We start from the raw sequence: 14,858 nt of genomic DNA, 5'->3' as shown, positions 1-14,858 counted from the left end.
AGCTACTCTCTAGTTAATAGCGGCTTTCTAGCAATTAGGCGTTGAGAATGCGAGCACGTCTTCCAGGCGTGCTTTGCCTAATGCCAACTGGATCAAACGATCTATCCCCAGCGCTACACCGGCACCTTCAGGCATTCCGTGCTCGAGTGCAGCCAGTAGTCGCTCATCTACATCTACTTCCGGCAAGCCCAAGCGGCGGCGTTCAGCGTTATCGTCAGCAAAACGGGTCCGCTGCTCAGCCGCATCAATCAGCTCATCGTAGCCGTTGGCCAACTCAATACCATTTAGATAAACCTCAAAGCGGGAAGACACCCACTCACCGTCTACATCTTGATGGCGTCGCGCCAGTGCCGCTTGGCTTGCAGGATAATCTAACACCACGCTTAGCTCACGCTGGCCTAGCTGCGGCTCTATCACCACGCTCATCAACAGGTCAAGGCAGGTATCACGGCCTTCAGCGGCTAAGGACTGGGCAGACATTTGTGCCCGTTTAGCGGCTAACGAACGCAGCTTTTCCAGAGGCGTGGTAAACGGATCAATCTCTAAATAGGTATGAAACAGCTCCCGGTAGCGATAATGCACAAGTGGGCCGGGAAAACTGGGCAGCAGTGACATGATTAGCGTCGCGGTCTCATCAATCAGCTGATCCAGCGTAAACTGCGGCCGATACCACTCCAGCATAGTGAACTCAATATTATGGCGGCCACCAATTTCACCGTCACGAAAACTACGGGCGAGCTGAAAGATCGGCCCACTGCCCGCTGCGAGCAAGCGCTTCATATGGAATTCGGGGGAGGTTTGCAGCCATAGGCGGCGCTGGCCTTTGTCTGTTCGCGCCAAGGTGTGCAGCGACACCAAGTGTACATCCGTGCTGCCCCCCTGCCCCAGCACTGGCGTTTCCACTTCCAATACGTCACGCTGGGCAAAAAAATCGCGCACTTTGACCATTAACCGTGCCCTTTCGCGCAGCGTTTCAAGAGATGCGGAAGGTTGCCAATCAATGGCCATAATAACTCCTTGGAAAAACAGCCTTAAACAATAATGGCCACGCACATAGCGTGGCCATTAAGACATACAAGCGCCCTAAAAAGCGATCAAGCGCGGGAGACGTAGTCACCACTGCGGGTATCAATTTTCAGCACTTCACCCTGATTGATAAACAGCGGCACGCGAACAACAGCCCCAGAGGAAAGCGTCGCAGGCTTAGAGCCGCCTTGAGCGGTATCGCCTTTCAAACCGGGATCCGTTTCGACGACTTCCAGCTCGATGAAGTTAGGCGGCGTCACGGAAATCGCCTTATCATTCCAAAGCGTAATAATGTAGGGCACCTGCTCTTTCAGCCACTTAACGGAATCGCCTAGCGCTTTTTTCTCTACCGCATACTGCTCAAACGAGCCATCGGTCTTCATAAAGTGCCACATATCACCATCGGTGTAGAGATACTCCATCTCCAAATCCATGACATCAGCGCCTTCTAGCGAGTCACCGGATTTGAAAGTCTTTTCACCTACGCGGCCAGTCATCAGGTTGCGCAGTTTAACGCGGTTAAACGCCTGCCCCTTACCGGGCTTGACCAGCTCGTTCTCAACGATCGAACAAGGATCGCCGTCGAGCATTACTTTCAGACCGGCCTTGAATTCGTTGGTAGAATAGTTCGCCATAATGTCTCTCAATCATCCATTTCAGTTATTTGTTTCAACAGGCGGTGCACGAAGCCATACTTTGCCGCCGTCAGCATGTGTATATACCAGCAGCTATATGCCAGAAGCGTTGCAAATGGCGTCGTTAAATAAGTGCGCGCATGATAACCCGAAGGAGGGCTTTTTTGCAGGAGAACATCATTATTGCCGCGTCTGAAAAGCAAAGCCATCGCTGTTCAATGGTGCAATCCACTTGGCAGCAACAGCTTTCCCACGCCATTCGCGACCCGCAATCACTTTGCAAACGGCTGGGACTAAGCAGCGATTGGTTGGCAGGCGCCCAAGCAGGTCACGAACTGTTTGACGTATGTGTGCCAGAGGCGTATCTCAACAGAATAGCCTACGCCGACATAGACGACCCACTGCTGCGCCAGGTGCTGCCGTTGGGCGAAGAAGCACTCATGCCACATGGATACGTCGTTGATCCACTCGAAGAAGCCGACCACCAGCCCGCTAAAGGGCTGATTCATAAGTATGCTGGCCGGGTGCTGCTGATCGCCAGCCCTAACTGTGCGATTAACTGCCGCTACTGCTTTCGTCGCCATTTTCCCTATAGTGACAACTCACCCTCCAGAGCGCAGTGGCAGGAAGCTCTCGACTACTTACGCAGCGACACCACTATTCACGAGGCGATTCTCTCCGGCGGTGATCCGCTGGCTGCCAGCGATCGCCAGTTAGCATGGCTGGTGGAACAGCTAGAAAGCATCCCGCATCTCAAACGGCTGCGGATTCATACCCGCCTGCCGGTGGTAATTCCCGACCGGGTCGATGACGCCCTTCTTGGCTGGCTCTCCGCTACACGCCTGCAAAAAGTGGTGGTGCTGCATATTAACCATACCAACGAGATTGACCAAACGGTGATGGACGCCTGTGCGCGCCTCAAACAAGCCGGTGCGACGATACTCAACCAGAGCGTACTACTGCGCGATGTTAACGACGACGTGACAAGCTTAGCCACACTGTCGGAACGGCTATTTGAAGCAGGCATTTTGCCCTACTACCTGCACGTGCTGGACCCCGTGCAAGGCGCTGCGCATTTTGATGTCTCGGATGAAGAAGCCCGCGAACTGGTGACTGCGCTGCGCGACCTTTTGCCGGGGTTCCTAATGCCGCGCCTAGTGCGGGAAATTCCTGGAAAGGGCAGTAAAACGCCACTTTAGCGCTTACCAAGCAGCACAAATTCAGTGCAGCCGCCTCGTTTTCGCACCTTTAAGACGCATACAGCGAGCCAACATCCCTACCGCTCTAACGGAATCTGCAGTGTAATTATCTGAAAGGAAAAGATTTAGATTGGATCGGCCCCCATTTTGCTGTGTATCTAAGCGTAACAAACGGGGTATCGGTAGCTAACGCTGCCACACAATTTAGTTTCCAATAGATCGCTAGGGTTCCGACACCATCAATACACAACCCCCGATGGTGTGGCTGGTCCGAGAGCAATCGACCTAACGCTAAGGCGTTAGGTTACACGGCGGGACAAAAGCCCGGGAGGATAAGGTGCAGTGATGCGCCGATGCCCCCGAGTTTTTCTTCGCCGCTGGAGGCTGCCATGACCCTTGCCAATCGTAACTCCCTGAAAAGCTTTTCCCTTGCGCCCTTATCTGCTGCACTACTCGCATCAACGCTTGCCATCACCCCTGTCCAGGCACAAGAACGCGATGAATTCAGCGTCTGCTGGTCGATTTATGCGGGCTGGATGCCCTGGGCCTACGCCGATGTAGAAGGCGTGGTCGACAAATGGGCTGACGAGTACGGCATCAGTATCGATGTAGTGCAGGTCAACGACTACGTCGAATCAATTAACCAGTTTACCTCGGGCAACGTTGATGGCTGCGCCATGACCAATATGGACGCACTGACCATTCCCGCCGCCAGCGGCGTCGACTCCACCGCACTGATTATCAACGACTACTCTAACGGCAATGATGGCATCGTGCTTAAAGGCAGCGATGACCTTGCCGACATTGAAGGCCGCGAGGTCAATCTCGTTCAGTTTAGCGTCTCCCACTACTTTCTCGCTCGTGCCCTTGAGAGCGTCGGCCTAACCGAACGCGACATCGAAACGGTTAATACCTCTGATGCGGATATCGTCGGCCTATTTTCCAGCAGCACCACGGAAGCTGTTGCCGCCTGGAACCCCCAGCTAAGCGCCATCGAGGAGATGCCCGATGCCAATGTGGTGTATACCTCGGCAGAAATTCCCGGCGAAATCCTCGATATGATGGTGGTCAATACGCAAACCCTCGCCGACAACCCCGCACTTGGACACGCCCTGGTCGGCGCTTGGTATGAAGTCATGAACCTGGTTGAAGCGGATGATGAACAGGCGCTTACCATTATGGCCGATGCTGCTGGTACTGATGTGGAAGGCTATCGGAATCAGCTAGATGCTACCTACCTCTACACCGACCCGGCGGAAGCCATTGAACTAATGGAGAGCGCTGATCTTCTCGCCACCATGGAGCGGGTCGCCGAATTCAGCTTTACCCATGGTTTACTCGGCGATATGGCCCCCAATGCGGGCGTCGTCGGCATTGAAACGCCCAGCGGCGTGTTCGGCGATGAGAACAACGTTCAACTGCGCTTTGACCCAAGCTTTACTCAAGCTTACCTCGACGCTCAGTAATTCGTGTCACGGGAGTGGCCCTGGTCACTCCCCCGTTCTCATCTTCTGTGGACACAGCCATGAAGCGATTAATTAATTTAACGCCCTCCAGAGGCGGCCGCTGGCTGTTAGGTCTACTGCCTTTTTTGCTGCTAGCGATGCTTTATATGAGCCTCTCCAACGCAAGATTGGCAGAGAACCCTAACGACCGCCTGTTGCCGACACCCTCTAATATGGCCAGCACCTTTTATCATTTGGCCACTGCCGAAAATGTGCGCACGGGGGAGGTTGTGCTCTGGACAGACACCTTCGCAAGCCTAGAGCGCATCGTCATCGGCGTGGGTATTAGTGCCCTGATTGGCTTAGTCGTGGGCATTGTCAACGGCGGCATCCCCATCATTCGCGCCAAGTTCTCGCCGCTGGTCACCGTCGCCTCACTGATTCCCCCCATGGCGATACTGCCGATTCTGTTTATCGCCTTTGGCACCGGCGAAGCCGCCAAGATTGCACTGATTGTGATTGGGGTAACCCCGTTTCTGATCCGCGACCTTCAAGGCCACGCCCTGCGACTCCCCGACGAGCAGTTGATCAAGGCGCAAACCCTAGGCGCCAGCTCTTGGCAGGTGATGTTAAGAGTTTTGCTACCCCAGCTTACGCCTCGATTACTGAACGCCACCCGTTTGGCGTTGGGCACCGCCTGGCTATTTTTGATTGCCGCCGAAGCCATTGCAGCCCAGGAAGGGCTTGGATATCGCATTTTTCTGGTGCGCCGCTACCTCTCTATGGACGTCATTTTGCCCTATGTAGCCTGGATTACCCTGCTGGCGTTTTTGCTTGACCAACTGTTGGCCTGGGTGTCGCGGCTGGCATTCCCCTGGTATCACGCTGGCGAAGGAGATAAGTCATGAGCCTGCTGGCGGCCAAACGGCTAGAGAAGCATTACGGCAATCACGTGGTGCTCGAAAATCTTAATTTTAGCGTTGAGCCCGGCGAGTTTGTCACCTTAGTGGGGGCCTCTGGCTGCGGTAAAACCACCTTTCTCAAGATGCTGCTGGGCACTGAAGCCGTCTCTAAGGGCAGCTTAACCCTGGATAATCAGCCCATTCCCAATGAACCCGGGCCGGATCGCGGCGTGGTGTTTCAGAAGTACTCCGTGTTTCCCCACTTAACCGTGCTCGGCAACGTGATGATGGCCGATGAACTGCACAGTTCCAAGTTGCTGGGCAAGAGCTTCGGCGCTGCCAAGCGCCGCGCTGTGGAAAAAGCCTGTGCTCGCATCGACGAAGTCGGCCTAGATCACGCGCTTAACAAATACCCCCACGAGCTCTCTGGCGGTATGCAGCAGCGATTGGCCATTGCCCAGGCATTGATGATGCGGCCGCGTATTTTGTTGCTCGATGAGCCTTTCGGCGCCCTCGACCCAGGCATTCGCCAGGATATGCACGTGCTGATCAACCGCCTGTGGCAAGAGCAGCAGCTGACCATCTTTATGATCACCCACGACCTTAAAGAAGCCTTTGAGCTGGGCACACGGCTATGGGTGTTCGATAAAACCCGCCACGACCCACAGGCACCGGAAGCGTTTGGCGCAACGATCACCTACGACCTGCCCATTTCCAGAGACCGCCCCTCAACAGATTTAGAAGAGGCGCTTCAACAAGGCGGCCTGAAAACCCACACCCAGGAGACGCTGCTATGACAGACGCTGTTATCAATAGCCAGCCCGCTTACACCACTCATTTACCCGGCGGGCACCACTGGTCGCTACGCCTGCGCCGCGGCACCACCCTGACCCTGACCGCACAGGAGGCCGACAGCAACGTAGGGCTTTTATTCTACAACCCGGAAAACCTGCTGGAACGCTTAAACCTGCCCGACACCTTAAAGTGCCAGCACACCTTTAAGCTCACCCAGGGCCACTGCCTTTACTCCGATATGGGGCGTATTTTTTCCTCCATCACCCACGATGATCTGGGCTGGCACGACAGCGTTGGCGGCAACTTGATGCCTCACCACCTGCTCAAAAAAGGCTGGCAGCCGGTGAGTTATCAGCAAGCTCACAACGACTGGACACGCACCGGTTTCGACGCCTTTTTGGTGGAGCTAGCCAAGTACGGCCTGGGCCGTCGGGATATGGCCGCCAATCTCAACCTCTTCTCCCGCGTCGAGAGCGACGACGAGGGCAAGCTGCGCTATGTGAGCGACCACTGCCAGCCCGGCCAAAGCGTCACGCTGCGCTTTGAGATGGACACGCTAGTACTGCTACATACCTGCCCGCACCCCCTCGACCCCAGCGCTGACTACCCCCGCCGCGGTGTGGATATCGCCCTCGGCACCGCCGAGCCGCCCACAGAAGACGACCCCTGCTACCGCTCGCGGCCGGAAAACGCCCGCGGCTTTGCCAATAACCGCCTCTACCACCTCGGCTTATAAGGGAGACGCCACATGATTATTGAAAGCACCCTACGCCCTGAAAACGCCTTGAGCCGCACCACGGTGAATGCAGGCGATCACTACATTGGCACCGTCAAGCGGGGCCAAACCCTGCGCATTCTCGATCTAGAGGGCAATCAAGCCGCCGACACGCTGTTCTTTAGCGCAAACGATACCGCCGAGCGCTATAGCGCCATGGATACGGTACGCGAGCAGGGCGCGGTTTACCTCACCGCGGGCACCACGCTGATGTCCAGCGAAGGCCGCCCAATGCTGACGATAAGCGCCGACACCTGCGGCCGTCACGATACCCTGGGCGGCGCCTGCGCCAGCGAAAGCAACACCGTGCGCTATGACCTGGAAAAGCGCCATATGCACTCCTGCCGGGATAACTGGATGCAGGCCATCGCCAACTTTCCAGAGTTCGGCCTGACCAAGCGCGATATCACCCACAACATCAACTTCTTTATGAACGTCCCAGTCACCGCCGACGGTGGGCTGACCTTTGAGGACGGCATCTCCGCGCCGGGCAAGTACGTGGAGATGGTCGCCGAAATGGATGTCATCGTGCTGGTCTCCAACTGCCCCCAGCTCAACAACCCCTGCAACGGCTACAACCCCACCCCCATCGAGCTGTTGGTTTGGGAATAAGTGATTCGCCCTAGGGACGACCCTAGAAGGCCAAGCAACCTGCGGGACGACCCGCCTTTGTTTGCAGGCAGTGCCATGTCCATCAATACAACGTTTAGCAAAGTCCTGATTGCCAACCGCGGTGCCATTGCCGCACGCATTTTACGCACCCTGAAAGCCCTCGGCGTGGGCAGCGTGGTGGTTTACGCCGATGCGGATCGCGATGCGCCCTACGCTCACCAGGCCGATGAGGCTTACTCGCTCGGCGAGGGCGGCGCCAGCGATACCTATCTTAATATCGATAAGCTGATCGCCATTGCCCAGCAGAGCGGCGCCAAGGCGGTGCACCCCGGCTACGGTTTCCTGTCAGAGAACACCCGCTTTATTGAAGCCTGCGATGCAGCAGGCCTGATCTTTTTAGGCCCCACCGCCGAGCAGATTGAACAGTTTGGCCTCAAACACCAAGCCCGTGCGCTGGCCGAAAAAGCCGGAGTTCCGCTAGTACCCGGCTCCAAGCTGCTCGCAAGCGTCGATGAAGCACTGACAAGCGCCGAGAAGATCGGCTATCCGGTCATGCTCAAATCCACTGCCGGTGGCGGTGGCATCGGTATGCAGGTTTGCCAAACTCCCGCCGAGCTTGAGCGCGCCTTTGACTCGGTTAAAGGTTTGGGCCAGCGCAACTTCGGCGACGGCGGCGTGTTTCTGGAAGCCTATATCGCCCGCGCCCGTCATATCGAGGTGCAGCTGTTTGGTGACGGTCAGGGTAATGTCGTCGCGCTCGGCGAACGTGACTGCTCTACCCAGCGTCGCCACCAAAAAGTGCTCGAAGAGTGCCCCGCCCCCAACCTGCCGGAGCACGTTCGTCAGGCTCTGCACGAAACCGCCGTTCAGCTGGGCAAAGCGGTCAACTACCGCAGCGCCGGGACCGTTGAGTTTATTTACGACACCGAGCGTAAAGCGTTCTATTTTCTTGAGGTGAATACTCGGCTGCAGGTTGAGCACGGCGTCACTGAGATGGTGTATGGCATTGATATTGTCGAATGGATGGTCAAACTGGGAGCGGGGGAATTATCCAACATTGAGCTCCTTACTAAAGATCTCATCCCGAGCGGCCATGCGGTTCAGGCACGCCTCTACGCCGAAGACCCCGCCCACGATTTTCGCCCCAGCGCCGGGCTACTCACCGAGGTTGATTTCCCACAGGCTGATGGCCTACGTATTGATCATGCCATTGAAGCCGGGCTGGAAATCTCTGCGCTGTTTGACCCCATGCTGGCCAAGGTGATTGCTCATGCCGACAGCCGCAATGCAGCTATTGAACAGCTGGCGGACACCCTGGCTCACGCCAGCGTCTACGGTATTACCACTAACCGCAATTGGCTCGCCCATGTGCTGCGCGCCGAGCGTTTTCTGCAGGCGGATCTAGACACGCACTGGCTCACCACGCTGGAGTGGGCACCGCCCGTTATCGAAGTGCTCGCGCCAGGCACAATGACGACCATTCAGGATTTCCCCGGTCGCCAGGGCCATTGGGATGTGGGCGTACCGCCCTCGGGGCCGTTTGATGACTGGTCGTTTCGGCTGGGGAATCGTCTGCTCGACAATCCCGCCGATGCTGCCGGGCTGGAGATCACCCTCACCGGCCCGACGCTGCGCTTTCACCGCGCGACGCAAATTGTACTGGCGGGTGCCGATCTGCCTGCAACGCTCGATGGAAAAGCGGTCAGCTTCTGGCAGGTGATTGCTATTCCCGCTGGCGCCACGCTGACCCTAGGAAAGGCCGCCGTAGGCGCGCGCGCCTATTTATTGGTTCGTGGCGGTATCCAGTGCCCGCGCTATCTAGGCTCCCGCAGTACATTTACCCTGGGCCAGTTTGGTGGTCACGGCGGACGTGCACTGCGCAGCGGTGATATGCTCGATTTGCCCGGGCTTGCGGCCGTACCACTGAAACAACTTGATCAGGCGCTGATCCCCACTTTTGGTAATCATGACGGTGGCAAGACCTGGCAGGTGGCCGTACTTTACGGCCCTCACGGCGCACCGGACTTTTTTACCGATGACGATATCGAGCGCTTTTTCGACCACGAGTGGGAAGCCCACTACACCCCCAGCCGCACTGGCGTCAGGCTGATTGGCCCACGGCCCGAGTGGGCCCGCGCCGACGGCGGCGAGGCGGGCCTGCACCCCTCCAATATCCACGATAACGCCTACGCCTTCGGCACTATCGACTTTACCGGCGATATGCCGGTCATCCTCGGCCCCGACGGGCCATCACTGGGCGGCTTTGTCTGCCCCGCCACCGTGGTGCGCGCCGAGCGCTGGAAGCTAGGCCAGCTCGCCGCCGGCGATAAAGTGCGCTTTGTGCCGGTCAGCCTCGCCACCGCCCGCGCCCTTGAAGAGCGCCAGCTAAAACAACTGGCGTCTCTCACCGTAGTGCCCGTCGAAGAGATTCAGCCCGAGCGCGACACTCCCATCGTCCGCGATGTGCCCGCCGAGCAGGCGGGTGAGCGCATCGTTTACCGCCGCGCCGGGGATGATTTCCTGCTCATCGAGTTTGGCGCCATGGAGCTGGATATTGCCCTGCGTTTTCGGGTACACGCCTGGATGCTGTGGTTACAGCAACACTCGCTACCCGGTCTGCGGGAACTAACCCCTGGGATTCGCTCGCTGCAGATTCACTACGAACCCTTGGAACTGCCCCTGGATAAGCTGCTCGCCCATTTGGAAAAAGCCGAGCAGGCGCTGGTCGATGTGGAATCACTGGAAGTCGAGTCAAGGGTGGTGCATCTACCGCTGTCCTGGGACGACCCCGCCTGCCAGGAAGCCATTGATAAATACCAACGCAGCGTGCGCCCGGATGCCCCCTGGTGCCCCAGCAATCTCGACTTTATTCGCCGCATTAACGCCCTGGAAAGCAAACAACAAGTGCGTGATATCGTCTTCGATGCCCACTATCTGGTGATGGGCCTGGGGGATGTCTACCTGGGCGCCCCTGTCTCGACGCCACTCGACCCGCGCCAGCGGCTGGTGACGACCAAGTACAACCCAGCCCGCACCTGGACCGCTGAAAATTCCGTGGGCATCGGCGGTGCCTATTTGTGCGTTTACGGCATGGAAGGCCCCGGCGGCTACCAGTTTGTCGGGCGCACCCTGCAAATGTGGAACCGCTACCGCACCACCCAACACTTCGAGAACCCCTGGCTACTGCGCTTTTTTGACCAGTTGCGCTTCCATGAAGTCAGCCCCGATGAGCTGGAGCAAATTCGCCGCGACTTCCCCCACGGCCGCTATGACTTAGTCATTGAAACCGCCCGCTTTCGCTTGGCGGACTACCAAGCCGAGATCGATAAGAACGCCGAGGCAATTGAGGCCTTTCGATCAAAACGCGAAGCCGCCTTTCAGGCGGAAATGGCCGCTTGGCGGGCCAATGGCCAGTTCACCTTTGAGGATCAGGCACCAGAAAGCGCCGAAGTCACGACGCTTGATGACAACGAGCTAGGCATCGAAAGCCCGGTGACGGGCAGCCTGTGGAAGCTACTGGTTAAAGAAGGTGACCGGGAGGAGGCTGCCCAGCCAGTCGCGCTGGTGGAGTCGATGAAAATGGAAGTCGAGATCACCGCCCACTGCGCGGGCCACGTTGTGCGGCTACCGATTGCTGAAGGCGCTTCCATTGCCCCGGGTCAGCCACTCGTCGTGCTCGCCAGTGACCAAGAGGCAACCCCATGAGCCAAGCATCCAACGACCTGCGTCTTGCCGATTTCCAAGCTATCCCGGTGATCGATATTGGCGACTTGCTCTCTGGCGATCTGAACGCACGTAAAGCCGTTGCCGAACAGCTTGGCCGTGCCGCCCGGGAAGTGGGTTTCTTCCAAATGGTCGGGCACGGCATTAACCCTTCGCTACGCCAAGGATTAATCAACCAAGCCAAGCGCTTCTTTGCCCAGCCAACCGAGACCAAGATGGAGCGCTATATTGGCCTTTACCACCATCACCGGGGCTATGTGCCGCCCGGTGAAGAGTCGCCGGATCCTAACAATCCGGATATGAAAGAGGCCTTCGATCTCGCCTTTGAGCTGCCCAGCGATGATCCTGATGTCTTGGCGGGCACTGCGCTGCTTGGGCCCAATCCCTGGCCGGCGCTTGAGGGTTTCCGCCAGCCGGTCGCGGCCTATTATGACGCCGCCTACCAGGTTGGCCGCGCTCTGATGGGTGGCTTTGCCCTGGCGCTGGGGCATGAAGAGAGCCACTTTCTTCACCATGTGACTAAACCGCCCAGCCAGTTGCGGCTTATCCACTACCCGTATAATCCCGACGCCGAAGACGCCCAGGGCATTGGCGCCCACACCGACTACGAGTGTTTCACCCTGCTGCTCCCCACGGCCCCTGGCCTTGAAGTGATGAACGGCGCGGGTGAATGGATTGATGTGCCGTTTCGAGACGATGCCTTAGTGGTCAATATCGGCGATATGCTGGAGATATGGAGCAACGGCGAGTTTGTCGCCACCTCCCACCGGGTGCGCAAAGTGAAGGAAGAGCGCTACTCCTTCCCGCTGTTTTTCGCCTGCGATTACCACACTGTGGTCGCGCCGCTGCCGGAGCTGGTAAAACGCCACGGCCAAGCGTTTTACCCACCGCTTAAAGCGGGGGATCACCTCTACGCACAAACGATTCAAACCTTTAACTACCTGCGCGAACGGCTAGCTAGGGGCGAAATCGCGCTGCCCGATGGGGCCCGCGAAGTAGGTAGCCTTGGCCAGCACGGCAAGCATAAGGAAACCCCATAATGAGCGTTTCCTTACCCAGCATCGCTAGCGAATTTCGCGGGGGTTGGCAGCGCACACTTTATGCCGAACCCGCCACCGAACCCTACCAACAGGCCGATACCACCACCCAGGTTGTCTGGCTCCAGGGCGAGCACTGGCATGCCGACATACGCCTACCTGCCAACGGCCCGGATTTTTCCGGTATTACCGGTTTAGAGGAGTGTGACCGCCGCCAGCTTGAGTGGCTGGTGAAACTCACTGCCTTTGCCGGGATTACCCAGATCGAAGGCGAAGGATTCAACTCACTATGCACCTGGCACCGCTATCAGGATCTTTGCCCCAGCTTAGAGCGTGATGTTGGTCTGCTCCGCTGGATTGATGACTCCATCCTGGAAGAGCAACACCCTCACGGGCGCTACGTTGAGCACTGGCAGCGAATTTCCGATAACGCCGCTGAAGAAGTCATTCGCTGTGATGAACAGGGGCACCTTCGCTGGCTGCAACTGGGCGATCACGCCATGGCAATCAGCCCTCGCCCTCTAACGGCCCGCTCAGCAGACCTATTTGTGTCACCAAGCAGCCTAACTGACGATACCCTGCGCTGGCGGGCAAGCCTCTGCTTTGACTACTTACAGCGCCTCCAAGAGGGTTGGCAGATAGTGCTATCGACCCAGCCCTGGCGGGTGGGGGAATTTCTCGAAGCATCATCGTTTATCCAGAGTCACTGTTACTACCACTCGGAGTCTAATAATGCTTTCAATCAAATCACTTGATATTGCTACTTTACACGCCGCCTACCAGCAAGGTGAGCTCACCCCTGCTACGTTGATCGACCAGTTGCTCGCTCAAGCCGACACCCACGGTAAAGAGCCCGCCTGGATTACTCGCTTGACCCGTGAGCAGCTGGAACCTTACCTGAAGCGCCTGGAAGGCGAATCGCCGCAGACCCTGCCGCTTTACGGCATTCCGTTTGCGATGAAGGACAATATCGATTTGGCGGGGATACCTACCACCGCGGGCAGCCCGGCGTATGCCTATACGCCCACCGAAAATGCTTTTGTGGTGCAGCAGTTGATCGATGCGGGCGCGATCCCGATGGGTAAAACCAACCTGGATCAGTTCGCGACAGGCTTGGTGGGCGAGCGGGCGCTGGAGGTATACGGTACGCCGGCTAATGCCTTTGACCCAACGCTGGTGCCCGGTGGTTCCAGTAGCGGCTCGGCGGTGGTGACGGCAGCGGGTATGGTCAGCTTTGCGCTGGGTACCGATACCGCGGGCTCTGGCCGTGTGCCCGCCTGCTTTCATAACCTTTACGGGGTTAAGCCGAGCTTAGGGCTGCTTAGCACCCGCGGCGTGGTGCCTGCCTGCGCCACGCTGGACACTATTAGCCTGTTTGCGCTGACCGCTGACGATGGCGCCAAGCTGCTGGCTATCACCGCGGCCTATGATGATCAGTGCGCCTGGTCGCGCCAGCATAACTTTGCCGTACACGGTAAGCGCTTCGGTAAGGCGCCTACAGCCTTTCGCTTTGGCGTACCGCTTGAATCCCAGTGGCAAACTGATGCGGCCTATACCCAAGGCATGCACCTGGCCATTGCCGAGCTGGAGTCCCTTGGCGGCGAAAAGGTTGAGCTTGACTGTTCACCGCTACTGGCCGCAGCGCGCTTGCTCTACGAAGGGCCTTGGGTGGCCGAGCGTTACCATGTGATTCGCGAGTTGATGGCGAGCACTCCCGAGGCAGTACACCCGGTCACTTTCCAGATCACCCAGGGTGGCGCCACGCCACTGGCGGTCGACGCCTTCGATGCGCGTTATAAGCTCGCCGAGTACAAGCGCCAGGCCGACGCACTCATCAGTCAGGTCGATGTGATGCTCTCGCCCACCACGGTGACCCACCCCACCAAGGCCGAGGTGGCGGCGGATCCCATCGGCGTCAATTCGCGCCTGGGCACCTGGACTAACTTTATGAACCTGCTCGACTACAGCGCCCTGGCCGTGCCGGTGGGCTTTAGCGAGCGCAATTTGCCGGTGGGTGTCACGCTGTTTGGGCCGGTGTTTGCTGACTTAACGCTGCTCTCCCTGGCCCGTGCCCTCGAAGCGCACTTGATGCTGCCTTTAGGTGCAACAGGCGTAAAACACCCAGCGTTGGCCGAACTCCCCGTTTCTACCCAAGATGGCAGCATGGAGCTGGTGGTATGCGGTGCGCACCTGCAAGGCCTGCCGCTTAACCACCAGTTGACCGAACGCGGCGGCGTATTGGTTAGCACCACCCAGAGCGCACCGCGCTACAAACTGTTTGCCCTGGCAGGCGGGCCGCCTAAGCGCCCGGCAATGCTGCGCGACGACAACGGACAAGCCATTGACGTCGAAGTATGGCGACTGCCGATTGAGACCATGGGTAGTTTTCTCGCGGGCATTCCTGCACCGCTCGGTTTAGGCCAGGTCGAGCTCGCCGACGGTAGTTGGAAGTGTGGTTTTATCTGCACCACAGGGGCGCTTAATGAAGGCTGTGAAGCAGAAGACATTACCGAGTTTGGCGGCTGGCGGGGGTGGCTGGCGAGTCAATCATAGCGCTAATACGAGGCCCATTGGCATGTGGAGCTCTGCGCAGGGGCCTCTTTAACTATTTTTTAACTGAAATAGGTTTTAACTGACATATGTTTTAACTGAGATATTCCGGCTACCCTTGGGTGCGCTTGGCCAACGACCGATTAGCAGCCTTAAAAC

General features: G+C 57.8%; 12 protein-coding genes and 1 riboswitch. Of the genes, 10 read left to right on the top strand and 2 right to left on the bottom strand.

The features are described 5' to 3' along the window. Positions 1-27 precede the first annotated feature (27 nt). Positions 28-1,008, bottom strand: coding sequence for an EF-P lysine aminoacylase EpmA (epmA, locus tag KUC_RS17770; RefSeq protein ID WP_040481540.1), 981 nt, complete (start codon positions 1,006-1,008; stop codon positions 28-30). A gap of 86 nt (positions 1,009-1,094) precedes the next feature. After that, positions 1,095-1,661, bottom strand: coding sequence for an elongation factor P (gene efp / locus KUC_RS17765; RefSeq protein WP_007114636.1), 567 nt, complete (start codon positions 1,659-1,661; stop codon positions 1,095-1,097). 164 nt (positions 1,662-1,825) lie between these two features. On the opposite strand from efp, the gene epmB reads away from it, so the two are divergent. From epmB to atzF, 10 genes are all read left to right on the top strand, one after another. After that, positions 1,826-2,860: an EF-P beta-lysylation protein EpmB gene (gene epmB / locus KUC_RS17760; protein WP_007114635.1), complete on the top strand. Its 1,035-nt coding sequence runs from the start codon at positions 1,826-1,828 to the stop codon at positions 2,858-2,860. Positions 2,861-3,071: 211 nt separating this feature from the next. After that, positions 3,072-3,193: riboswitch (guanidine-I (ykkC/yxkD leader) on the top strand. Positions 3,194-3,249: 56 nt separating this feature from the next. Continuing rightward, complete coding sequence (locus tag KUC_RS17755) at positions 3,250-4,326, top strand: putative urea ABC transporter substrate-binding protein (protein WP_007114634.1); 1,077 nt, start codon at positions 3,250-3,252, stop codon at positions 4,324-4,326. Positions 4,327-4,385: 59 nt separating this feature from the next. Beyond that, the gene (locus KUC_RS17750) at positions 4,386-5,213 is read left to right on the top strand and encodes an ABC transporter permease (RefSeq protein WP_007114633.1); all 828 of its coding nucleotides are present in this window, start codon (positions 4,386-4,388) and stop codon (positions 5,211-5,213) included. Continuing rightward, a complete protein-coding gene (locus KUC_RS17745) occupies positions 5,210-6,004 on the top strand; it encodes an ABC transporter ATP-binding protein (protein ID WP_007114632.1) in 795 nt (264 codons plus the stop codon). The genes KUC_RS17750 and KUC_RS17745 overlap by 4 nt, the downstream gene beginning before the upstream one ends. Further along, positions 6,001-6,738, top strand: coding sequence for an urea amidolyase associated protein UAAP1 (locus KUC_RS17740; protein ID WP_007114631.1), 738 nt, complete (start codon positions 6,001-6,003; stop codon positions 6,736-6,738). The genes KUC_RS17745 and KUC_RS17740 overlap by 4 nt, the downstream gene beginning before the upstream one ends. A 12-nt stretch (positions 6,739-6,750) precedes the next feature. Continuing rightward, positions 6,751-7,389, top strand: coding sequence for an urea amidolyase associated protein UAAP2 (locus KUC_RS17735; protein WP_007114630.1), 639 nt, complete (start codon positions 6,751-6,753; stop codon positions 7,387-7,389). A 75-nt stretch (positions 7,390-7,464) separates the two neighbouring features. Then, entirely contained in the window at positions 7,465-11,094 is a 3,630-nt protein-coding gene (uca, locus tag KUC_RS17730; protein WP_040481537.1) for an urea carboxylase, read from the top strand. After that, positions 11,091-12,152, top strand: a complete 1,062-nt coding sequence (locus KUC_RS17725) for an isopenicillin N synthase family dioxygenase (protein ID WP_007114628.1) — start codon at positions 11,091-11,093, stop codon at positions 12,150-12,152. Before uca ends, KUC_RS17725 begins: the two co-directional genes overlap by 4 nt. Further along, on the top strand, positions 12,152-12,904 hold the full coding sequence (locus KUC_RS17720) for a hypothetical protein (RefSeq protein ID WP_007114627.1): 753 nt from the start codon (positions 12,152-12,154) through the stop codon (positions 12,902-12,904). The genes KUC_RS17725 and KUC_RS17720 overlap by 1 nt, the downstream gene beginning before the upstream one ends. Beyond that, the gene (gene atzF / locus KUC_RS17715) at positions 12,882-14,702 is read left to right on the top strand and encodes an allophanate hydrolase (protein ID WP_007114626.1); all 1,821 of its coding nucleotides are present in this window, start codon (positions 12,882-12,884) and stop codon (positions 14,700-14,702) included. Before KUC_RS17720 ends, atzF begins: the two co-directional genes overlap by 23 nt. Positions 14,703-14,858: the final 156 nt, after the last annotated feature.

Source organism: Vreelandella boliviensis LC1 (genome assembly GCF_000236035.1).
GTDB classification, from domain to species: Bacteria; Pseudomonadota; Gammaproteobacteria; order Pseudomonadales; family Halomonadaceae; genus Vreelandella; species Vreelandella boliviensis.
Note: the sequence above shows the minus strand (reverse complement) of the source record. Positions and strands in the feature narration are given on the sequence as shown.